Genomic DNA, 20,520 nt, shown 5'->3' on the forward strand with positions numbered 1-20,520 from the left:
CCGGTGCGTTATTTCACGCTTTCACGGAACCACTTCGGGTGATGCTTGCGAGCCCAGCCCAGCGTGACGGTGCCGCGCACCATCGCGCCGATCGAGCCCTTCACCCACAACGCCGCGTAAATGTGCACGATGATGCTCGCGATCAGCACGAAGGCCGCCACGGCATGCACGACAGCGGCCGCGCGGATCACCCCGATCGGGAAGTAGAACGAGAAGTAGCGCCGCCAGATCACCACTCCCGACAGCAGGAGCAGCAGCAGGCACGCCACCAACGTAAAGAATAGCAGCTTCTGCCCGGCGTTATAGCGCCCGACAGGCGGCAGCTTGTCTTCCTGGTTGGTCAGCACGTCGCCGATCTGCTTCAGCCACTGCCGGTCGTCCGCGTCGAGAGTGTTGTGGTGCCAGAAGCGCACCACCAGGATCGCGAACGACACGAACATCACGAGGCCGACGAACGGATGCAGGATCCGCGTCCACTGGCCGCCGCCGAACAGTGCGGTGAGCCAGAACATCGACGGATGGAACAGCGCGAGCCCGGACAGCGCGAGCAGCACGAACGTGATCGCGGTGATCCAGTGGTTCGTGCGCTCGTTCGCCGAGTAGCGGACGATCAGGTTGGGGTCGTCGTGCTTCATTTTCCGTCCTCCTTGATGCGTCGCGCCTCGTCGCGGGCGGCGGCTTCCTCGTCCTCGCTGACCTCGTTCGGACCGACCCGGGTGTAGTGGAAGAACCCGGCCAGCGCGGTGAGCGCGAGACCGGCGACCGCGAGCGGCTTCGCGATGCCCTTCCACAGCTTCACCATCGGGCTGATCGACGGATTGTCGGGCAGCCCGTGGTACAGCGACGGCTTGTCCGCGTGGTGCAGCACGTACATCACGTGCGTGCCGCCGACGCCCTGCGGGTCATACAGCCCCGCATGCTCGAAGCCGCGCTCTTTCAGGTCCTCGATCCGCTCGGCCGCGTGCTGCTTCATGTCCTCCTTGGTGCCGAACACGATCGCGCCCGTCGGGCAGGTCTTCACGCAGGCCGGTTCCTGGCCGACCGCGACACGGTCGGAACAGAGCGTGCACTTGTACGCGCGATGATCCTTCTTCGAGATCCGCGGAACGTTGAACGGGCAGCCGGTCACGCAATAGCCGCAACCGATGCAGTTCTCCTCGTGGAAATCGACGATCCCGTTGTTGTACTGCACGATCGCGCCCGGCGACGGACACGCCTTCAGGCAGCCCGGATCCTCGCAATGCATGCAGCCGTCCTTGCGGATCAGCCACTCGAGGTCGCCTGCCGGGTTCTCGTATTCGGAGAACCGCATCACCGTCCACGAGTGCTCGGACAGGTCGGCCGGGTTGTCGTACACGCCGACGTTGGTGCCGACCTCGTCGCGCAGGTCGTTCCACTCCATGCATGCCGTCTGGCATGCCTTGCAGCCGATGCACTTCGATACGTCGATCAGCTTCGCGACGCTCCCGGTCACCGGTTCGCGCACCGTGGGCGGTGGCGTCGTGGTGGCCGAGACGCGCTTGATATCCAGCGATTGCAATGCCATCTCGTCCCCCTTACGCCTTTTCGACCTTCACCAGGAACGACTTGAATTCCGGTGTGTACGAGTTGCCGTCGCCTACGGACGGAGTCAGGGTATTGGCGAGATAGCCAGGCTTCGTCAGCCCCTTGAAGCCCCAGTGCAACGGGATGCCGACCGTCTGGACCTTCTTGCCCTCGATCGTCAGCGGCTTGATCCGCTTCGTGACGAGCGCGACCGCGACGATGTAGCCGCGCTTCGACGAAACCTTCACGCGATCGCCGTGCGCGACGCCGACTTCCTTCGCGAGATCTTCGCCGATCTCGACGAATTGCTCGGGCTGGATGATCGCATTCAGCCGCGCATGCTTGGTCCAGTAGTGGAAATGCTCGGTCAGCCGGTAAGTCGTCGCGACGTGCGGGAACTCCGACACCTTGCCGAACGACGCGCGGTCGTCCGGGAACACGCGGGCAGCCGGGTTGTTCAGCGCCTGCGGGTTGTCAGGGTGCAGCGGATTCGCCGCGAGCGGCGTCTCGAACGGCTCGTAGTGCTCGGGGAAAGGACCTTCGTTCATCCCTGCGCGGGCGAAGAAGCGCGCGACGCCTTCCGGGTTCATGATGAACGGACCCATCCCGTTTTCGGGCGGCTCGTCCGCCTTGAAGTCCGGCACGTCGGCCCCCTTCCACGCACTGCCGTTCCAGCCGATCAGCTTGCGGGTCGGGTCGAACGGCTTGCCGGCGACGTCACACGACGCGCGGTTGTACAGGATCCGCCGGTTGGCCGGCCACGCCCACGCCCAGTTCAGCGTCTGGCCGATGCCGGTCGGGTCCGAGTTGTCGCGCCGCCCCATCTGGTTGCCGGCCTGCGTCCAGGCACCGCAGAAGATCCAGCAGCCGCTCGCGGTCGTGCCGTCGTCCTTCAGCTGCGCGAACGCGGCGAGCTGCTCGCCCTTCTTCACGAGCGTCTTGGTCGGATCCTTCGGGTCGGGCAGATCGGCGAGCGCCTTCCCGTTGAACTCCATCGCGAGCTCTTCGGGCGTCGGGCTTTCCGGGTTCGCATACGGCCAGGTCAGGTTCACGATCGGGTCCGGATACTTGCCGCCGTCCGTCTGGTACATCTTGCGCATGCGCAGGAACAGCCCCGCCATGATCTCGAGGTCGCTCCTCGCCTCGCCCGGCGGCTCCGCGCCCTTCCAGTGCCATTGCAGCACGCGGCTCGAACTGACGAGCGAGCCGTTTTCCTCCGCGAAGCACGTGGTCGGCAGACGGAACACCTCGGTCTGGATCTTCGACGCATCGACGTCGTTGTAGTCGCCGTGATGCTTCCAGAACTCGGAGGTCTCGGTCGCGAGCGGATCCATGATCACGAGCCATTTCAGCTTCGCGAGGCCTGCTGCCGTCTTCACCTTCGACGGCGCCGCCGCGAGCGGGTTGAAGCCCTGGCAGATGTAGCCGTTCATCTTGCCGGCATTCATCAGCTCGATCGCCTGCAGCAGGTCGTACTGCTTGTCCAGCTTCGGCAGGTAGTCGTAGGCCCAGTTGTTCTCGGCTGTCGCCGCATCGCCCCACCACGACTTCATGAAGCTGACGTGGAAAGCCTTGTAGTTCTTCCAGTAGCTGAGCTGGTTCGGCCGCAGCGGCAGTTGCACGCGCTTCTTGATGTAGCCGTCGAAATCCTGCTCGGCCTGCATCGGCAGCGTCATGTAGCCCGGCAGCAGGTTCGACATCAGCCCGAGGTCGGTCAACCCCTGGATGTTCGAGTGGCCGCGCAGCGCGTTCATGCCGCCGCCGGCGATGCCGATGTTGCCGAGCAGCAGCTGCACCATCGCGCCGGTGCGGATGATCTGCGAGCCGATCGAATGGTGGGTCCAGCCGAGCGCGTACAGCACCGTGCCGGCGCGGCCGGGAACGGCCGTCGTCGCGAGCATTTCGCACACCTTCAGGAATTTCTCCTTCGGCGTGCCGCACGTCTGCTGGACCATGTCCGGCGTATAGCGCGCGTAGTGCTGCTTCAACAGGTTGTACACGCAGCGCGGATGCTGCAGCGTCGGGTCGACCTTCACGAAGCCGTCGTCGCCGCGTTCGTAGTCCCAGGTCGATTTGTCCGGGTACGCGTGTTTCTCCGCGTCGTAGCCGGAATAGATGCCGTCGTTGAACGCGAAGTCCTCGCGCACGATGAACGAGAAGTCCGTGTAGTTCTTCACGTACTCATGCTGGATCTTGTCGTTCGTCAGCAGATAGTTGATCACGCCGCCCAGGAAGACGATGTCGGTGCCGGTGCGGATCGGCGCGTAGTAGTCGGCCACCGAGGCCGTACGCGTGAAGCGCGGGTCGACGACGATCAGCCGCGCCTTGCGGTGCGCCTTCGCCTCCGTTACCCACTTGAAACCGCACGGATGAGCCTCGGCTGCATTGCCGCCCATCACGAGAATCACGTCCGCGTTCTTGATGTCGACCCAATGGTTCGTCATCGCTCCACGGCCAAACGTCGGGGCAAGACCTGCCACCGTCGGGCCATGTCAGACACGCGCCTGATTGTCGAATGCGAGCATCCCCAGACTGCGGATGGTCTTGTGGGTCAGGTAACCGACTTCGTTGCTGCCCGCCGACGCGGCCAGCATGCCGGTCGTCAGCCAGCGGTTGACCTTCGCGCCGTCTTCGGTCGTCTCGACGAAGTTCGCGTCGCGGTCAGCTTTCATCAGCTTCGCGATCCGGTCGAGCGCGTCGTTCCACGAGATCGGCTCCCACTTGTCCGAGCCGGGCGCCCGGTATTCGGGATGCGTCAGGCGGCTCGGGCTATGGATGAAGTCGATCAGGCTCGCGCCCTTCGGGCACAGCGTGCCGCGATTGACGGGATGGTCGGGATCGCCTTCGATATGGATGATGCTCGGCTGTGCATTCTTCGCGCCGTCACCGAGGCTGTACATCAGGATGCCGCAACCCACCGAGCAATACGGGCAGGTGTTGCGCGTTTCGACTGTGCGCGCCAGCTTGTACTGTCGGACCTCGGCGAGCGCTTCCGTCGGAGAAAAGCCCATCAGGGCAAGACTCGATCCGGCAAGCGACGTGGCCGTCACCTTCAGGAACTGGCGCCTGGACATTTGTAGCATGATGGTCTCGGCGTTTTTGTGGGGTGGGGTGAAACTGAAAGGAATTATAGACAGTTCAGGCAACTATGATCGAATCCTCGGATCAATACCGATGTGTCGGATCCCGCCGATGTCCTTGCGTTAAACGCCCAACCGAACCGTCATGAAACGACAGATTACGTCCGAAGCCACCCGTCTCGCACAACAACAGGCCAACTGGGCACTCAACGCGTTCAAGCGCTTCTCGTCCGACCGCTGCTCGGCGATGGCCGCGAGCATCGCGTTCTTCTCCGCGTTTTCGCTCGCGCCGACGCTCGTGATGGTGATCGCCGTGGCCGGCTGGTTCTACGGCGACGACGCCGCACGCGGCCAGGTATTCGAGCAGGCGCATCAGTTGATCGGCGACGACGCGGCGGCCAGCATCCAGACGATCGTGCAGAACGCCCATCGCGCGGGCCAGCGCGGCGGAATCGCGACGCTGATCTCGTTCGCCGCGCTCGCGATCGGCGCGTCGGCGACGTTCGCGTCACTGAACACCGCGCTGAGCGTGATCTGGCCGAGCACGGAAAGCCGCTGGTCGAGCATGCTCGGGCTCGTGCGCGTGCGGCTGGTTTCGTTCGGGCTCGTGCTCGGCGTCGCGTTCCTGCTGATCGTGTCGCTGGTGCTCGACACCGCGATCACGTTCATCGGCACGTGGCTGCTCGGCGATTCGCCGTACGTCGCGATCACCAACCTGCTGCAGTTCTTCGTCGGCATCGCGGTGCTCGCGGGCGCGTTCGCCGCGCTGATGAAGTTCCTGCCCGATGCGCGCGTCGCATGGCGCGACGCGATGACCGGCGGGATCGTGTCCGCGATCCTGTTCTCGGGCGGCAAGAAGCTGTTCGCGCTGTATCTCGCGCGTGCGGGCACGGCAAGCGCATTCGGCGCGGCCGGATCGTTCGCGGTCCTGCTGATGTGGCTGTACTTCTCCGCGGCCGTGCTGCTGCTCGGCGCGGAATTCGCGGCCGCGCGCGGCGATGCGCATCGGCGCGGCGGCAGCGATGCGGCCGTGTCCGCACAGACGGATCGCGCAAGCGGCGACTGAATCCCCACGTATTGCTTCCCGCGCACCGCGCGCATCGTATCGCCGCCCTACGCGACCGCCGCCCTTTGCGCAACCACCCGGCCCCGCCGCGCATTTCTGCACGTTGATGCGCTCTTTACATAGGCAGGCGATGCGCGCTGCGAAGGCAAACGTTTGCATGCCTCGATTTCCGTGCGCGAACCCGCGAAACTTGCCCTTCTCCTGCCGGGCGCATCACCCGCTGCAACAATCGCAGCGCAGCAATTGTCAACTATTTCAAAAAGAGGAACAGTCCTTGATGTGCTTGATATATATGGACTTTTTCCCGCTGTTACCTTTTCGAGACACTTTATTTTTTAAGCTTTCTTGCATGTATGGCACTGAGCTATTCTCCAATCCGCAACAAATAACGAATGACGATTCATTTGCGTGGAGATACTCAACGATGAAGAAACTCGCACTCTCGACCCTCTCGCTCGCCCTGCTGGGCGCCGCTGGCGCTGCTCACGCTCAATCGAGCGTCACGCTGTATGGTGTGATCGATACGTCGATCACGTATGTTCACGGTAACGACGGCCAAGCCAACAACTCGTGGTCGATGGGCAGCGGCAACCTGCAAGGCAGCCGCTTCGGCCTGAAGGGTGCAGAAGACCTCGGCGGCGGCCTGAAGGCGATCTTCCAGTTGGAAAACGGCTTCAACTCTGCATCGGGTGCGCTGGGTCAGGGTAAGCGCATGTTCGGTCGCCAAGCTTACGTCGGTCTGGAAAGCAACCAGTACGGTACGCTGACGCTGGGTCGCCAGTACGACCCGATCGTCGACCTGGTTCAGGGCGTCACGGCTGACAACTATTTCGGCAGCGTCTTCGCAACGCCGGGCGACGTCGACAACAACGACAACAGCCTGCGCGTCAGCAACGCGATCAAGTACACGTCGCCGGTGTTCGCCGGGTTGCAGGTCGAAGGCATGTACGCCCTCGGCGGTGTTGCAGGCAAGACGGGCTCAGGCCAAACCTGGTCGGTCGCAGCCGCCTACAACAATGGCCCGATCGGCGTTGCTGCTGGTTACTTCTACGCAAACAACCCGACGCCGACCGCCGGCGCGCGCACCGACTGGACGTCGACGACGTCGGACAACATCGTCGACGGCCCGATCAACCAGGGCTACGTCTCGGCGAAGTCGATCGGCATCGCGCAAGTCGCCGGCCAGTACGCCATCGGCCCGGTGACGCTCGGCCTCGGCTACAGCAACGCACAGTACAAGCCGGACGCATCGTCGGGCTTCGGTTCGACCGAGAAGTACAACACGGGCCGCGCGTTCGTGACGTATCAGGTCACGCCGCCGGTGCTGCTGGGTGTCGGCTACTCGTACACGAAGGCGAGCGGCAACACGGACGCCAAGTACCATCAGGTTTCGCTGGGCGCGGATTACTCGCTGTCGAAGCGCACGGACATCTACCTGGTTGGCGCATACCAGCACGCAAGCGGCACGCAGCTCAACGCCGACGGCACGACGTCGCCGGCACAAGCTTCGGTCGGTTCGTATGGCATCGCCGGCACGAAGTCGCAGGAAATCGTTGCACTCGGCCTGCGCCACAAGTTCTAAGAAGTACGTTTCCGGTGTGCATGGCGTCTCCGACGCCATGTCGCCGAACTGCAAAACCAGTCACCGGCTTCGGCCATGGCTGGTTTTTTTTCGTCCGTTGCCGGCGGCGCCGTGGCGGGCGATGGCCGCGGTCGGCACTCTGGGTACGGCAACCGGCCGGGAGCGGTTCCTGAGCCGCCTGTCGCGCGCTGGAAGCCTGTCCAACGCATCCGGACACCCCTTGCTGTCCGAGATCTGCATACGGCCGGTCAGGCGCACACCGCCGCACGGGCCACGCCACATCCCTCTTGACGCCTGACAACGGGATCCGTCATCGCAACGGACGCGTGTCCGTGCGCCCTGCCGATTTCGATACCGTGACGCGAAGCACTATGCTTCGACGTGTCGATTTCGACGGCCTTCGCCCGTCGTATCGATGGCGGCACGCGGATTGCGCCGTCCCTCATCGACATCCGACAGGAGACGCTCCATGACGATTCAGAAGATCACGCCGTTCCTCTGGTACGCGACGGAAGCCGAAGAAGCCGCGGCCTTCTACGCCGGCATTTTCCCGAACTCGCGCGTCGTGCGCGTCACGGCGGTAGCCGGCACCAGCGGCACCCGGATGGTCGAATTCGAGCTGTTCGGCCAGCCGTTCATCGCGATGAGCCACCCGCGCACCGAGACGTTCAACCACGCGATCTCGCTGATGGTCAGTTGCGCCGACCAGACGGAACTCGACCGCTACTGGAGCGCGCTGCTCGACAACGGCGGCACGGCCGACGGTTGCGGCTGGCTGCGTGACCGCTTCGGCGTCTCATGGCAGATCGTGCCCGACGCGCTGATCCCGATGATGGCCGACCGCGACGAGGCCAAGGCGGCGCGCGTGGCCGCGACCATGATGCAGATGACGAAGTTCGACGTCGCCACGCTGAAGGCTGCCTACGCCGGCACGGCGGGCTGACGAAGCGCGGGCGCTGCGGCCTCCTTCGCGCGGGCATCGGCACGCCTGTGGAACGCGTGCGATACGCGCGTGATCGCGGTCGTCGACGCGGTTGCCTCGCGCCGCGATGCAACCGCGGGCTGCGGCCGTTCGCGCGCTGCTACGCCGACAACATGGCTTCGACGATCCGTCGCACGGAACGCACGAATGCGGCGACCGGTTCGCCCGACAACAGCGTGTCGGCACCCTCACCGCCGCCGCGCAGATAGACGGTACGCGCGGCCGACAGGACACGCCGGTACGTGTCGGGCAGGCGCGCCGGCGCTCACGTCGCGGCGACATCCTTCGGCGCGATGCCGTCGGTTGCGGCGCTGTACCGGATGCGTGCGAGCGCGAGCACGACGTTGCATTCGTCGCCGCGCCAGTCCGCCTCGGCATCCCACTGCGCAACCGTGAAGTCGCCTGCGGGCACCGCGTCGAACCATGCGGCCGCGCGCGGCCCGCGCAGCGCAACGTCGTGCTGCCGCACCTTGGTCAACAGAATCGCCAGATCGTGATCGACGCACGCCGGCTCGACGATACCCGCGCGACACACGCGCAACGCGTGGCGATGCACGGCCGCGCGCCAGCACGAACACGACGATCCGGCCATCCGTGCAAGCGGCCCGCAACACCGGATGCGCATCACGTCATGCCGTATCCGCGCCATGCGATGCCGACGCGGCCGCGCGATTTGCGCGGCGCAATAAAAATCCCCGCACGCTTTCGCGTACGGGGACCGTCGGACATCGCAACGGCCGCCGCATTCGGCGACCGTTACGCGGCATTACGCAGCCGCGTCCTTCAGCTTCTTCAGCGCACGTGCCTTCACGCGCACGCTGGCCGGCTTTGCCGGGAACCAGCGCTCTTCGCCCGTGAACGGATCCTTGCCGAAGCGCTTCTTCTTCGCCGGCACGACTTGCGCCGTGATCTTCAGCAGACCCGGCAGCGTGAACTCGCCTGCGCCCTTCTTGTGAACCGAGCCCAGCACGACGTTCTCGAGTGCGACGAGCACTGCCTTGACCGCCTTCACTTCGACAGCTGCGCGCTCAGCGATGTGCGTTGCGAGCGATGCCTTCGTGAACTTGTCCTTCAGCGGCGTCGGAGCAGCCGGTGCTGCCTTCGCGACAGCCTTCTTGGCCACTACTTTCTTCGCGGGCGCAGCCTTTTTGGCAGCCACTTTCTTGGTGGCCGGTGCGGCAGCCTTCTTGGCCACCTTTTTTGCGGAAGTCGCCATGTTTCTCCTACCAGGTGTGGTCGTTGGATACACGAAGCGTGCAACGCGCGCGCTTCAACGCCGGATTCTACAAGCGCCTTGACGCTTCGTGGAGTACTTTTATGCGTTTTCGCGGGGTTTCCCGCAGGTTTTGTTGCGCGCGACCGACTTCGACGGCACGCCAGCGTCTGTTTACGCCTGGAACGCGCATGCGCAAACAGACCCTGGCATCGAAAAACGCCTTCACGTATACGTCCAAACGCGTCCGATCGCGAATTACGTTCGATATTTGCGCACCTATACTGACTTCGCTCAGTGCCCCGGATGCCTTCATGCGCGAAGTCAGATACGTCAAAGGACTCGACGGCCTGCGAGCCATCGCCGTCATCCTCGTTTTCCTGTCCCACAAGGGCCACGTCCTCGCTGTCGACGTGGGCAAGCTCGGTGTGTGGACGTTCTTCTTCATCAGCGGATTCCTGATCGTCGGCGAACTGCATCGCAATCGTCAGGCGATCGAGTGCGGCGCGATGACGCGCCGCCATGCGCTGGCGCTGTTTCTCGCGAAGCGCGCGCTGCGGATCTTTCCCGTCTACTACCTGCTGCTCGCCGCGCTCGCGATCGCGCACGCGCTGTTCTACCAGCGCGGCGTCGATCTCGGGCTCGCGTGGCACGCCACGTTCCTGTCGAATTACTGGATCGGTGCCGTCAAGGACGGCTGGCCGGGCTCCACGTCGCACTTCTGGAGCCTCGCGGTTGAGCAGCAGTTCTATCTGATTGCGCCGCTCACGCTGCTCGCGGTGCCGGCCGCACGCCACGTCGTGCTCGGCGTCGCGGCCGTCGCGCTCTGCGCGTTCGCGCATCTCGCGCTCTACGCCCTCGACGCATCGCCGGTGCTGATCTACGCGTTTTCCCCGTGGAATTTCGCGCTGATCGCGCTGGGTGGCGTCGGTGCGATGGCGCTCGCCGATCGCGGCCAGGACGTCGTCCGCCGCATTCCGCCAGGCTGGCTCGGCGCCGCCGGCGTCGTGTTCTTCCTCGCACTGCCCGCGTTCACGATGCTGCCGGACGTCGTCACGGGGCTCGCGGATCTCGGCCTGTCCGCGTCACTCGGCGCGCTGATGCTGTGGATCGTCACCGAACCCGACCATCCGGCCGTGGCACTGCTCGACTGGGCACCGCTCGTCTATCTCGGCACGATCAGCTACGGCTTCTATCTGTTCCACAACCTGATTCCGGCACGTTTCGGGGAGATGCCCGCGCTGTTCGCGCACGTGCCGATGCCCGCAATCGTCCGGGACGTGCTGCCCGAACTGCTGCAGTTCGCGCTCGCCGTGCTGCTTGCCCATCTGTCGTGGCGCTATCTGGAAAAGCGCCTGCTCGACTTCAAGAAGCCGATCGCCGCGATGCTGGACCGGTACTTCGTCGCGCGGCCGAGCACGTCGCCGCGCTGAGCGCGATACCGGCTCGGACGCCACGCAGCCGGGAAGCAACCGTCGCTCGTCAGGCCGCAAGCGACCGGCGCGTCGGCACCGGTTTCATCGCCGCGATGTCCCGCATCCGGCGCACCATGCAACGCGCTCGAGCCGACGTCACCGTCTGGCGGCATACCAGAATCGTCGCGCACGCACCCGCTGGAATCCGCCCGAAATCAGCATCGCCGCTCACCCGCCGCCGCACGCCCGCGCTTCGTCCACACGCAAAAAAGCCCCGACGCACGAGGCAGCCGGGGCCAACGGAACAACCACCACCTGAAACAACGGAGCAGCGCGGCTGCTTATGCGACAGCAGCCAGCGCGGGCAGACAGGTACGCAGGTACGCCTCGAATTCGCGGCTCACTTCCGGATGCTGGAGCGCGAGTTCGACGGTCGCCTTGAGGTAGCCGATCTTGCTGCCGCAATCGAAACGCGTGCCGTAGTAGCGATACGCGAGCACCTGTTCGTTCGCGAGCAGCGTCTGGACCGCGTCGGTCAGCTGCAACTCGCCGCCGGCGCCCGGCTTGAGCTTGCGCAGGTGATCGAAGATCGTCGGCATGAACACGTAGCGGCCGACCACGCCGAGGTTCGACGGCGCGTCTTCCGGCGCCGGCTTCTCGATGATGCCCGACAGCTTGATGATGTCCTCTTCCCACTCGCGGCCTTCGACGACACCGTACGAGCGGCTGTCCTCGCGCGGGATCGTCTCGACCCCGATCACCGAGCTGTGATAGTGGTCGAACACGTCGACGAGCTGCTTGAGCACCGGCTGTTCGCCGTGCAGCAGGTCGTCGGCGAGAATCACCGCGAACGGCTCGCCGTGCACGAGCTTTTCCGCGCACAGCACCGCGTGGCCGAGACCGAGCGCTTCCGGTTGGCGCACGTAGAAGCAGTTCACATGGCTCGGCTTGATGCCGCGCACGAGTTCGAGCAGCTTTTCCTTGCCGCGCGCCTCGAGTTCAGCCTCGATCTCGTACGACTTGTCGAAGTGATCCTCGATCGCGCGCTTGCTGCGCCCGGTCACGAAGATCATCTCGGTGATACCGGCGTTGATCGCTTCCTCGACCGCGTACTGGATCAGCGGCTTGTCGACGACGGGCAGCATCTCCTTCGGGCTCGCCTTCGTTGCCGGGAGGAACCGCGTGCCGAGACCGGCGACGGGGAACACGGCCTTGGTGACTTTCAACATGTTCGCATCCTGGTTGCGTTGACTGCGCCGCGTCACTGGACGACCCGGCGCGATTGTTTTTCGAACGGCATATCGAGAACCGGCGGCACGGCCAATTCCACTCCGCTCATTTTCGATATGGACCTATTGCCCATGTTTCCGGAAAATGGATAATCCGCGCACCCGGTCGATATTGCCGAACCCAGTGCCGAAACATAAACAAATTACCGATTTTCCGGATACAAATTCTTACGATTCGAATTCCTCGATATACGGGACGCCGCCCCGCTCGAGGCCCGGGCGAATCGGCTCGTTCTTCAGCGCCTCGCGGTACGCCGACAGCACGGCCATGACCAGCAGTACTGCCGCGCTCGCGATCCAATGCATGTCCATCTTGCCGCTCCTTGCATCAATCAACTGGAGCTTCAAACTATCAGAAAAAAATCGGCAAATAATTGTGGCGGCGACGGAACCGCTTTCAGACCGGAATAAAACCACCATCTGAAACATCATTATTTCCCGGCGAGATTTTTTTATTCATTCGATCGAATTCTTGCGCATTACGATTGGACCATCCCCTTCATCCGTCGCAAGGAATCGAATCGCATGCAAGCTTTCAGCGGATCGTCTTTGACCGCGCCACCCGTCGCCGACCACAAGGAACACGTGATCGACGCGATGCGCGGGTTCGCGGCGCTGCTCGTCGCCTATTTCCACTGCCGCCAGGTCGTCTGGGTCGGCATGCAGAGCTTCCATCACGCTTACGGTCATGCGCTGAACCCGAGCGTGATCGCCGGCTACCTGACCTTCCCGTTCGCGTGGGGCTCCGCCGGCGTGCCGATCTTCTTCGTGATCAGCGGCTACTGCATCCATCGCAACGCGGCGCTCAAGCTCGCGGCCAACCCGGCGTACCGGCTCGACGCACCGAACTTCTGGGCGCGCCGCTTCGCGCGCATCTACCCGGTGCTGCTCGCCGCGCTGCTGTTCACGCTCGCGATGGACGCGGTCAGCCTGCAGATCGCGCCGGTCAGCCACAAGATCCGCGACGTCGGCCTCACCGCGTTCCTCGTGAACCTGTTCTCGCTGCAGGGCGTCGCCGGCTACACGTACGGGTCGAACGGCGCGCTCTGGACGCTGTCGCTCGAAGTGCAGTTCTATGCGATCTACCCGCTGCTGTTCGCGCTGCGCCGCCGGATCGGCATGCCGGCCATCGTGGCGGCCGTCGCGCTCGTCAACGTCGCGTCGGCGTGGCTGCTCGAACGGCACGACCTGCAGCTCTTCACGTCGTACTGGCTGTCCTGGACGGTCGGCGCGTGGATCGCCGACGTGCGCGCGCAGCCGGCGCGCGGCACGGCCGCCGTGCCGTCGCGCGCCTGGTATCTCGCGGCGGCCGCGCTGCTGGCCGCGGGCTGCGGCGCGTTCCATTTCGGCCAGTACGGCGCGTTCCAGCTGTGGGCTGCCGGCTTCGCGTGCTTCCTGTACCGCGCGCTCGCCTGCCCGCCGCGCCCGACGCCGCTCTTGCGCGTCCTCGGCTGGTTCGGCGACTTCAGCTACTCGCTGTACCTGATCCATCTGCCGCTGTTCGTCTGCCTCGGCTCGGTGCTGTTCCACTCCGAACTGCAACTGTCGATCTGGCCGTCGATCGCGTTCATGGCCGCCGCGATTCCGGTCGCCTACGTGTTCTACCGGCTGTTCGAACGCCCTGCGATGATGTGGTCGGCCAGCCTGAAGCCGACGCGCGCGGCCCGCGTCGTGGCACCGGCACCCGAACGGGCTGTCTGAGCGCGCCATTACCGGCGCTCCCTGCCCCCGCGCGGCCTCGAGTCGTGCGGGGGCATTTTCATGGGCGTGACGCGCGCGGGATGCATTTGCGCGGCAGGTGCGGCTGGTATGACGCACCGAAGTGCACATGCGGCGTCACACGCCGCCCGGGCGGCTGCACTACCGTCGCATCGCCCGCCCCCTCGCCGGCCTCACTGCATGGCCTCACGGCGTTCCGTGAAGCAATGCCGATCCAGACGGCGAGGGTTCCCGCAAGGCCCCGTGCGCGAACGCATCACCAGCTCGCCTCCGGCAACCCGCGCCTGACGCGTATCAGGCTCCCGCCCGCCCAAAAAGCGGAACCCTCATGCAGCACACCGCCGCATGAGGGCCCGTTTCCCGGCGCATGGCGTCGATTCGCGCCGCCGCACCGCACCTACCGCTTCTTGGCCTTCGCGGCCTTCGCCGTATCCGCGAGGATCTTCTCGACCCGCTCCACATAGGTCTCGGTGCCGAACCGGCGCACCGCGGTCGCCCGCCCGCTCGCGACGAGCCGCTCGCGCAGCGCGGCGTCGTGCCGCAGCCTGCCCAGCGCATCGGCCAGCGCGGCCGCATTGCCCGGCTCGCACAGCAGCCCGTTTTCGCCGTCCTCGATGATCTCGACGACTCCGCCCGCGCGGGCCGCGACCACCGGCCGCCGTGCAAGCATGCCCTCGACGATCACGCGCCCGAACGGCTCCGGCGTGATCGACGTATGCGCGACCACGTCGACCGCCTTCATGCACGCGGCCACGTCGCGCTGGAAGCCGAGGAAGTGCACGCGATCGTCCATCCCGTGACGCGCGACGATCTCGTGCAGCTGCGCCGCATATTCGTCCTCGCCGAACAGCGGTGCGCCGACCAGCACCACGTGCATCTCGGGATGACGAGCCGCGGCCTCCAGCAGCAGGTGCTGCCCCTTCCAGTGCGCGAGGCGGCTGAACGAGCCGACCAGCCATGCGTGCTCCGGCAACCCGAAGCGCGCGCGCAGCGCGGCCTGGCTGGTCGCGTCCAGCGCGTCGAACGGTTCGGCCGAAATGCCGTTGAACACGACGTCGACGTGCTGCGGCGTGAAGCCCGTCAGCGCACGGAATGCCTGCGCGGACGCGTCGGAGTTCGCGATCACGCGCGTGACGCCGAACCGCGCGCAGTACTTGATCGCCATCAGCTGCTTGCTGCCGAAATGGTCGCCGCTGACGATGTCGCGCAGGTGCCAGACCACCGGCTTGCGCGCGAGCCGCCCGGCCAGCGCCGCGACCACCATCGCGCGCTGCGTGTTCGCGTAGATCACCTCGGCCCGGCGTGCGCGCCGTGCGACGTCCCGCACGAGCGCGAAAAGCTGCTTCAACGCGCCGGCCGACACGCCGCCCTCCTTGCGTACCCCGGCGAGCGCGCCCTGGTCGAGCACGTCGACGCGCGCGCCGATCTCGTCGAGCGCCGCGCGGAACGGGCCGTCGTCGAACAGCACCACGTCGGCGTTCGCGCGCATGTGCTTCATGATCTCCAGCAGCGACAGCTCCGCGCCGCCGAGCACACCGCTCTGGTCCAGCACGAGCGTCGCCGGGCCGCGCGCGGGCGGCATCAGCGCGACGGCCGTGCCGCGCTGCGCGGTCGAGCCTGGCAGCGCCGCCTCCACGTAATCGAGAAAGCGCCGCCGGAACGTGTCGGCGGAGAAGCGCTCCGCATTCGCGCGGCACGCGTGCGGCGTGAAGCGCTGCGGCGCGCGTTCGAAATCGTCGACCGCCGCGACGATCGCGTGCGGCGTCTGTTCGTCGAAGAACAGCCCGGTCGGATTCGCGTGCGAGCACGGTTCGAGCACCGTCTCGAGCGCACCGCCCTTGCCGTATGCGATCACGGGGGTGCCGCATGCCTGCGCCTCGACCACCGAGATCCCGAAATCCTCCTCGGCGGCGAACACGAACGCCTTCGCGCGCCGCATCCGGTCGTGCAGCACCGCGAACGGCTGATAGCCCATGATCTCGACGTTCGGGCCGGCCTTCGCGCGGATCTTCTGCATCTCGGGGCCGTCGCCGATCACCACGAGCTTGCGCTCCGGCGTGCGCGAGAACGCTTCGACGATCAGGTCGATCTTCTTGTACGGCACCATCCGCGACGCGGTCAGGTAGAAATCGTCCTTTGCCTCGTTCAGCGAGAAGCCGTCGACGTCGACCGGCGGGAAGATCACCGCCGCGTCGCGGTGATACACCTTGCGGATGCGTCGCGCGATGAAGGCGGAGTTCGCGACGAAGCCGTCCACCGCATTCGCGGTGCGCGTGTCCCAGTTGCGGATGTAATGCAGGATCATCCGCGCGAGCAGCGACTTCGGCCCGTGCGTGAGGTTCGACTGTTCCAGATACTGGTGCTGCAAGTCCCACGCGTAGCGGATCGGCGAATGCACGTAGCTGATGTGCATCTGGTCCGGCCCGGTCAGCACGCCTTTCGCGACCGCATGGCTGCTGGAGATCACGAGATCGTAGTCCGACACGTCGAGCTGCTCGATCGCGAGCGGCATGAGCGGCAGGTAGCTGCGGTACTTGGTGCGCGCGAACGGCAGTTTCTGGATGAACGAGGTCGTCACCCGCTTGCCGCGCACGAATGCGCGATCGTCGAGAAAATCGACGAGGCTGAACAGGTCCGCGTCGGGAAAGCACGCGACGATCTGTTCGAGCACGCGCTCGGCGCCGGCGTACGTGACGAGCCAGTCGTGGACGATCGCCACGCGCAGCGGGCGCGACGCATCGCGTGCGCCCGCCGGTGCGGCCGGTTCGGCCCGGCGCAGCGCGGCGGTGTCGCCCGCTTCGGCCACGGCGGCACCGGCCGTGGCGAGGTTCAGGATGGCGTGTTCCGCCAGATCGCGATTCATACGGTTTTCCTCGCATTGAGACGGACGAACAGGTCGCGCACCAGCGCGCGCAGGGCCGGCGTCATCGTGAACGACCACGCAAGGTTCAGCACCAGCACGACCGCGCAGAGGCCGATCGACTCACCGAGCCCCGACCACGCTTGCGCGAGAAACAGGCTCGCGAGCAGGAAGGCGAGATGCGCGAGCATGTCGAGCACGATCGCGCGCATCCGGATCGCCGACAGGTAAAGCAGCACACCGTAATCGACCAGCGCGCGGGTCGCGACGACCACCGCCGCGCCGATCAGCCCGAAGTGATGAATGCCGAACCACAGGCCGCCGACGAAGAACGGCATCTCGACGAGCCCGGCGAACGCCGCCCGTGCCGGATTGACCTGCGACTGGATCAGGATCCGCGTGACGCTCGCCTGGCCGACGAGCCATACGCTGATCACCAGCACGCGCCCGACGGGCGCCGAATGCGCGGCGAGATCGGCGCCGACCCACAACGTGAGGAACGGCGCGAGCGCGAAGATCGCGATGATGCCGACCGGCGTGAACACGCCATTCAGGAATTCGAGCGACTGGCGCGCGAGCGCGTCGGCATGCTCGCGGCCGACCGCCGACAGGCGCGGAAACAACGTGCGCACCAGCGCGTTCGGCAGCATGTTCAGCCGCGTGACGAGGTTCTGCGGGACCGTGTAATAGGTGACGAACTTCGCGCCCATGCCGGCGCCGAGCATCACGCGATCGAGCGTGTCGGCGATCATGCTCGTCGTGCTCGCGATCAGCATCCAGCCGCCGAAGTTGAACAGCCCTTTCGCGGTGCCCCACTGCGGCGGATCGATGCGCCGGATCCCGAGCACCTTGATGCTTGCGTGACCGAGCATCACCGCCGCGATCAGCCGCGCGACGACGGCCGCGGCCAGCACCGTCTGCAGGTTCGGCGCGATCCACCATGCGGCGCCGAGCGGCAGCAACTGGAACAGGAACGTGCCGATCGTCTGGTTCGTGTTGAACACGCCGAACCGTTCGGCACCGTTGATCGCGCCGGCGAACACCCACGACACGTTCGCGAGCGGAATCGCGAGCGCGAGCCACGGCAACGCGAGATACACCTCGTGCTGCATCGCCGCCGACACCTTCGTGAAATACGCGGTGTAGACGAACGCGCCGAAATAGATCAGCAGGCCGCCAACGATACCGGTGCCCAGGTTCAGCCAGAACGCGCTCCAGAAGACCCGCGCGCTTTCGTCCGCGTTGCCGCTCGCGAGCGCCTTCGAGATGTGGTTCTGCGCGGCCATGCTCATCCCGAGATCGAGGATCCCGAAATAACCGATCAGCGTCCACACGAGGCTGACGACGCCGTAGCGTTCGACGCCCAGTGCGTGGATATACGCGGGCACCGTCACCAGCGACACGAAGGTCGGCAGGATCAGCCCGATGAAGTTGATCGAAACGTTCTTGAGTATGCCTTTGTCCATGCTTCTGCCTTGTGTGACGCCAACGACGACGGCGCGCCGCCCGTCACGGTTTCCAGCGATACATCAGCACCTTGCCGCGCGCGTCTTCCTCGACGAACACCAGGTATTCGCCGTTCTCGCGCCGGAACGCGCTGATGCCGAACGGCACGTCGACCCAGCCCGACGCCTTGCCGACCTCCGCGCCCGGGCTCATCACGCCGACTTCCTTGCCGGTTTCCTTGTCGTACACGTGGATCTTGCCGACCGGCTCCACCGTGAAGATGTAGCGGCCCTCGACCGTGATGCCGATCAGGTCGAGGATCGGCTTCGCGTCGAGCTGCCACGGCAGCGCGACCGTGTAGCGCACCACCGGCGAGCCGGTCGACCACTTGTCGAAGCGCACCAGCACGCGGCCGACTTCCTTGTTGATGCCCGGCTGCGGCGGCGCGTCGGCCGTGTAGCCCGTCACGTACAGCGTGTCCGTCTGCGGCTCGTAGATCGCGCGGCGCAGCTGCGTGAACGGCTGCGGCATCGGATAGGTCGTGACCTTGTCGTACGAGTAGATCGGGTTGCCGGCCTTGTCGATGCCGCCGTAACTGAAGCGGTATATGCCGCGCACGTCGCTCGTGCGCCAGATGTCGCCCTTCGTGTCGACCCACCAGCCCCAGCCGCCCGCCTTCGCCTTGCCCGTCGTGTTGGTCGTGAACTCGTCCTCGTCGAGCCGGCCGTTGCCGTTCGCGTCGCGCCAGATCCAGTCGCCACCCGGCGGCTTGTTCGGCACCTTGTCGACCGGCCGCGCGCGGCCCGCGATCAGGCCCGACGGAATCGCCACCTCGCCGTCGCGCTTCGCATCGAAGCGGTAGATCTTCAGGTGATCGGCGTACATGTCGGTCAGGTACAGGAACGTGCGGCCGTCGACGCGCCGCGCCATCGGCATGCCCGGATACTGGTCCGTGTGGAACACGGGGTCGTCCGGATACTTGAAGCGGTTCGACAGGAATCCGACATATTTCCAGTCCTGGCCCGGCGGCTTCGACAGGTCGAGCTCGAAGCGCTTGTTGCCCGTATACATGCTGTTCGGCCGCGCGGGGTCGAGCCACGCGCCGTCGACGAACAGCAGCCCCTGCACCTGCCAGCGGAGCTTGCCGTCCGGCGTGTAGCTTTCCAGCACCGCGCCGAGCCCCGCGCCGATCGTGTCGTGGCGCGGCCCGATCCCGTTCATCGACACATAGATGTTGCCGGCGCGATCGACGCCCACGCCCGTCAGCCCGTTGAAGCGCTGCGGCCCCGGACGGCCAGGCACCGGGCCCGCGAAGATTCCGCCGCGCTCGCCGAGCGTGCCCGACGGCGCATAGCCCTTGCCGCCTTTCGAGAAAATCAGGATCTGCTGGCGCGGCCCGTTGTCCGCGACTAGCACGCGCCCTTTCGCGTCGACCGCCACGTCCACCGCATCGGTACCTTCCGGCAGCGGCGGCGCGTCATCGAGCTTGCGGCCGTCCGCGCGCACGTGCACGAGATGCGCGGGCCCGCCGATCGTATCGGTGAGCAGCCACAGCGTGCCGTCGCCGGCGAGCGCGATGCGGCCCGGCTCGTGCGCACTCCACGTGGCCTTCTTCTGCATCGTCTCGGCGTCGTACACGTCCACCGCGTCGTGCGACGGATTCGTCGCGAACAGCGTCTTGTCGTCGGCCGCGAGGCCGCCGACTTCCGCCTTCGCCTCGCCCACTTCCGACCGGGCCGGGGCCGGCACCTCGTTGACCATCATGAAGCTGGCGGCCATCCGCGCGCGACCGGCATCGGCACGCCCGCCCGGCGCGACCTGCGGCGCCGCGCGGAACGGCGCCGGCTGCTTCATGTCGCCGATCGTGCGGCGCGAAATGCCGAACCACTGCTTGCCCTTGTCCGGCCAGATGCCGGGCGACTGCAGATGGCCGCGCTCGTTGCCCACGCCGATCGCGACGTACGCATACTTGCCGTTCACCGCGACCGCGTTGCCGCCGAGGTTGCCCCAGCCGTGCGTGCCGCCGGCGAAGCCGAGCATCTTCCCGTCCTGGTAGACGCTCGCCTCGGCGCCGCTCTCGTCCCACGGCGCGTTCGTATACACCTTGCCGTCGGGTGTCACCGCGATCGCGCGAATGTCGATCTGCGTCCAGCTGCCGTCGCCATAGCCGAACGTGTTGCCGATCCACGACGTGGTCGCGGGCAACACGGTTTCGGCCGGTGCGGCGCTCGCGGACAGCGCCGCGCATACCGTCATGCCAACCAGAATCAGACGTCGCAATGCGCTCTCCAGACTCGATACGGAAGCGACTGGCGCCGCGGCA

At 65.8% G+C, this 20,520-nt stretch carries 15 protein-coding genes; 5 read left to right on the top strand and 10 right to left on the bottom strand.

Annotated features, from left to right (window positions below):
- Window positions 1–8: 8 nt before the first annotated feature.
- Genes ACT2FV_RS06715 through fdnG form a run of 3 tightly spaced genes read right to left on the bottom strand, consistent with a single transcriptional unit; the run spans window position 9 to window position 4,628 of the window.
- On the bottom strand, window positions 9–635 hold the full coding sequence (locus ACT2FV_RS06715; RefSeq protein WP_059679245.1) for a formate dehydrogenase subunit gamma: 627 nt from the start codon (window positions 633–635) through the stop codon (window positions 9–11).
- Window positions 632–1,546 (bottom strand): formate dehydrogenase subunit beta, encoded by a 915-nt coding sequence (fdxH, locus tag ACT2FV_RS06720; protein ID WP_059679246.1) that lies wholly within the window; start codon window positions 1,544–1,546, stop codon window positions 632–634. Before fdxH ends, ACT2FV_RS06715 begins: the two co-directional genes overlap by 4 nt.
- Window positions 1,547–1,556: 10 nt before the next feature.
- Window positions 1,557–4,628, bottom strand: a complete 3,072-nt coding sequence (gene fdnG / locus ACT2FV_RS06725; RefSeq protein ID WP_444503502.1) for a formate dehydrogenase-N subunit alpha — start codon at window positions 4,626–4,628, stop codon at window positions 1,557–1,559.
- A 142-nt stretch (window positions 4,629–4,770) separates the two neighbouring features.
- Here fdnG and ACT2FV_RS06730 point away from each other — a divergent pair, with 142 nt between their 5' ends.
- The 3 genes from ACT2FV_RS06730 (at window position 4,771) to ACT2FV_RS06740 (ending at window position 8,216) form a co-directional block, all read left to right on the top strand.
- Complete coding sequence (locus ACT2FV_RS06730) at window positions 4,771–5,691, top strand: YihY/virulence factor BrkB family protein (protein ID WP_124628458.1); 921 nt, start codon at window positions 4,771–4,773, stop codon at window positions 5,689–5,691.
- 424 nt (window positions 5,692–6,115) lie between these two features.
- On the top strand, window positions 6,116–7,273 hold the full coding sequence (locus tag ACT2FV_RS06735; protein ID WP_151050440.1) for a porin: 1,158 nt from the start codon (window positions 6,116–6,118) through the stop codon (window positions 7,271–7,273).
- Window positions 7,274–7,742: 469 nt separating this feature from the next.
- On the top strand, window positions 7,743–8,216 hold the full coding sequence (locus ACT2FV_RS06740; RefSeq protein WP_444503503.1) for a VOC family protein: 474 nt from the start codon (window positions 7,743–7,745) through the stop codon (window positions 8,214–8,216).
- Between the two features lie 304 nt (window positions 8,217–8,520).
- Here the strand turns inward: ACT2FV_RS06740 and ACT2FV_RS06745 are convergent, their stop codons facing one another.
- Both ACT2FV_RS06745 and ACT2FV_RS06750 read right to left on the bottom strand, forming a co-directional pair.
- The gene (locus tag ACT2FV_RS06745) at window positions 8,521–8,847 is read right to left on the bottom strand and encodes an aminoglycoside adenylyltransferase domain-containing protein (protein WP_444503504.1); all 327 of its coding nucleotides are present in this window, start codon (window positions 8,845–8,847) and stop codon (window positions 8,521–8,523) included.
- Window positions 8,848–9,021: 174 nt separating this feature from the next.
- Window positions 9,022–9,471 carry an HU family DNA-binding protein gene (locus ACT2FV_RS06750; RefSeq protein ID WP_011548077.1) on the bottom strand — a complete coding sequence of 150 codons (450 nt, stop codon included), beginning with the start codon at window positions 9,469–9,471 and terminating at the stop codon, window positions 9,022–9,024.
- A 311-nt stretch (window positions 9,472–9,782) separates the two neighbouring features.
- Between ACT2FV_RS06750 and ACT2FV_RS06755 the strand changes: the two genes are divergently transcribed.
- A complete protein-coding gene (locus ACT2FV_RS06755) occupies window positions 9,783–10,901 on the top strand; it encodes an acyltransferase family protein (RefSeq protein WP_226114890.1) in 1,119 nt (372 codons plus the stop codon).
- Between the two features lie 323 nt (window positions 10,902–11,224).
- Here the strand turns inward: ACT2FV_RS06755 and galU are convergent, their stop codons facing one another.
- Window positions 11,225–12,112, bottom strand: coding sequence for a UTP--glucose-1-phosphate uridylyltransferase GalU (galU, locus tag ACT2FV_RS06760; protein WP_034179975.1), 888 nt, complete (start codon window positions 12,110–12,112; stop codon window positions 11,225–11,227).
- A gap of 228 nt (window positions 12,113–12,340) precedes the next feature.
- On the bottom strand, window positions 12,341–12,484 hold the full coding sequence (locus ACT2FV_RS06765) for a hypothetical protein (RefSeq protein ID WP_006479318.1): 144 nt from the start codon (window positions 12,482–12,484) through the stop codon (window positions 12,341–12,343).
- A 213-nt stretch (window positions 12,485–12,697) separates the two neighbouring features.
- Between ACT2FV_RS06765 and ACT2FV_RS06770 the strand changes: the two genes are divergently transcribed.
- Entirely contained in the window at window positions 12,698–13,873 is a 1,176-nt protein-coding gene (locus tag ACT2FV_RS06770) for an acyltransferase family protein (RefSeq protein WP_444503505.1), read from the top strand.
- A gap of 415 nt (window positions 13,874–14,288) precedes the next feature.
- Here ACT2FV_RS06770 and ACT2FV_RS06775 read toward each other — a convergent pair whose 3' ends face one another.
- Genes ACT2FV_RS06775 through ACT2FV_RS06785 form a run of 3 tightly spaced genes read right to left on the bottom strand, consistent with a single transcriptional unit; the run spans window position 14,289 to window position 20,453 of the window.
- The gene (locus ACT2FV_RS06775; protein ID WP_444503506.1) at window positions 14,289–16,754 is read right to left on the bottom strand and encodes a glycosyltransferase family 4 protein; all 2,466 of its coding nucleotides are present in this window, start codon (window positions 16,752–16,754) and stop codon (window positions 14,289–14,291) included.
- Complete coding sequence (locus ACT2FV_RS06780) at window positions 16,751–18,217, bottom strand: flippase (protein ID WP_059599534.1); 1,467 nt, start codon at window positions 18,215–18,217, stop codon at window positions 16,751–16,753. The genes ACT2FV_RS06775 and ACT2FV_RS06780 overlap by 4 nt, the downstream gene beginning before the upstream one ends.
- Before the next feature lie 43 nt (window positions 18,218–18,260).
- Window positions 18,261–20,453 carry a hypothetical protein gene (locus ACT2FV_RS06785; protein WP_444503905.1) on the bottom strand — a complete coding sequence of 731 codons (2,193 nt, stop codon included), beginning with the start codon at window positions 20,451–20,453 and terminating at the stop codon, window positions 18,261–18,263.
- Window positions 20,454–20,520: the final 67 nt, after the last annotated feature.

It is taken from the genome of Burkholderia sp. PR2 (genome assembly GCF_052372875.1).
Lineage (GTDB): Bacteria > Pseudomonadota > Gammaproteobacteria > Burkholderiales > Burkholderiaceae > Burkholderia > Burkholderia diffusa.

Bases quoted from the DNA above. Each gene is read 5' to 3' on its own strand.
- ACT2FV_RS06715 (WP_059679245.1), bottom strand. From the start codon at position 635: ATGAAGCACGACGACCCCAACCTGATCGTCCGCTACTCGGCGAACGAG.
- fdxH (WP_059679246.1), bottom strand. From the start codon at position 1,546: ATGGCATTGCAATCGCTGGATATCAAGCGCGTCTCGGCCACCACGACG.
- ACT2FV_RS06730 (WP_124628458.1), top strand. From the start codon at position 4,771: ATGAAACGACAGATTACGTCCGAAGCCACCCGTCTCGCACAACAACAG.
- ACT2FV_RS06735 (WP_151050440.1), top strand. From the start codon at position 6,116: ATGAAGAAACTCGCACTCTCGACCCTCTCGCTCGCCCTGCTGGGCGCC.
- ACT2FV_RS06740 (WP_444503503.1), top strand. From the start codon at position 7,743: ATGACGATTCAGAAGATCACGCCGTTCCTCTGGTACGCGACGGAAGCC.
- ACT2FV_RS06745 (WP_444503504.1), bottom strand. From the start codon at position 8,847: ATGGCCGGATCGTCGTGTTCGTGCTGGCGCGCGGCCGTGCATCGCCAC.
- ACT2FV_RS06750 (WP_011548077.1), bottom strand. From the start codon at position 9,471: ATGGCGACTTCCGCAAAAAAGGTGGCCAAGAAGGCTGCCGCACCGGCC.
- ACT2FV_RS06755 (WP_226114890.1), top strand. From the start codon at position 9,783: ATGCGCGAAGTCAGATACGTCAAAGGACTCGACGGCCTGCGAGCCATC.
- galU (WP_034179975.1), bottom strand. From the start codon at position 12,112: ATGTTGAAAGTCACCAAGGCCGTGTTCCCCGTCGCCGGTCTCGGCACG.
- ACT2FV_RS06765 (WP_006479318.1), bottom strand. From the start codon at position 12,484: ATGGACATGCATTGGATCGCGAGCGCGGCAGTACTGCTGGTCATGGCC.
- ACT2FV_RS06770 (WP_444503505.1), top strand. From the start codon at position 12,698: ATGCAAGCTTTCAGCGGATCGTCTTTGACCGCGCCACCCGTCGCCGAC.
- ACT2FV_RS06775 (WP_444503506.1), bottom strand. From the start codon at position 16,754: ATGAATCGCGATCTGGCGGAACACGCCATCCTGAACCTCGCCACGGCC.
- ACT2FV_RS06780 (WP_059599534.1), bottom strand. From the start codon at position 18,217: ATGGACAAAGGCATACTCAAGAACGTTTCGATCAACTTCATCGGGCTG.
- ACT2FV_RS06785 (WP_444503905.1), bottom strand. From the start codon at position 20,453: ATGACGGTATGCGCGGCGCTGTCCGCGAGCGCCGCACCGGCCGAAACC.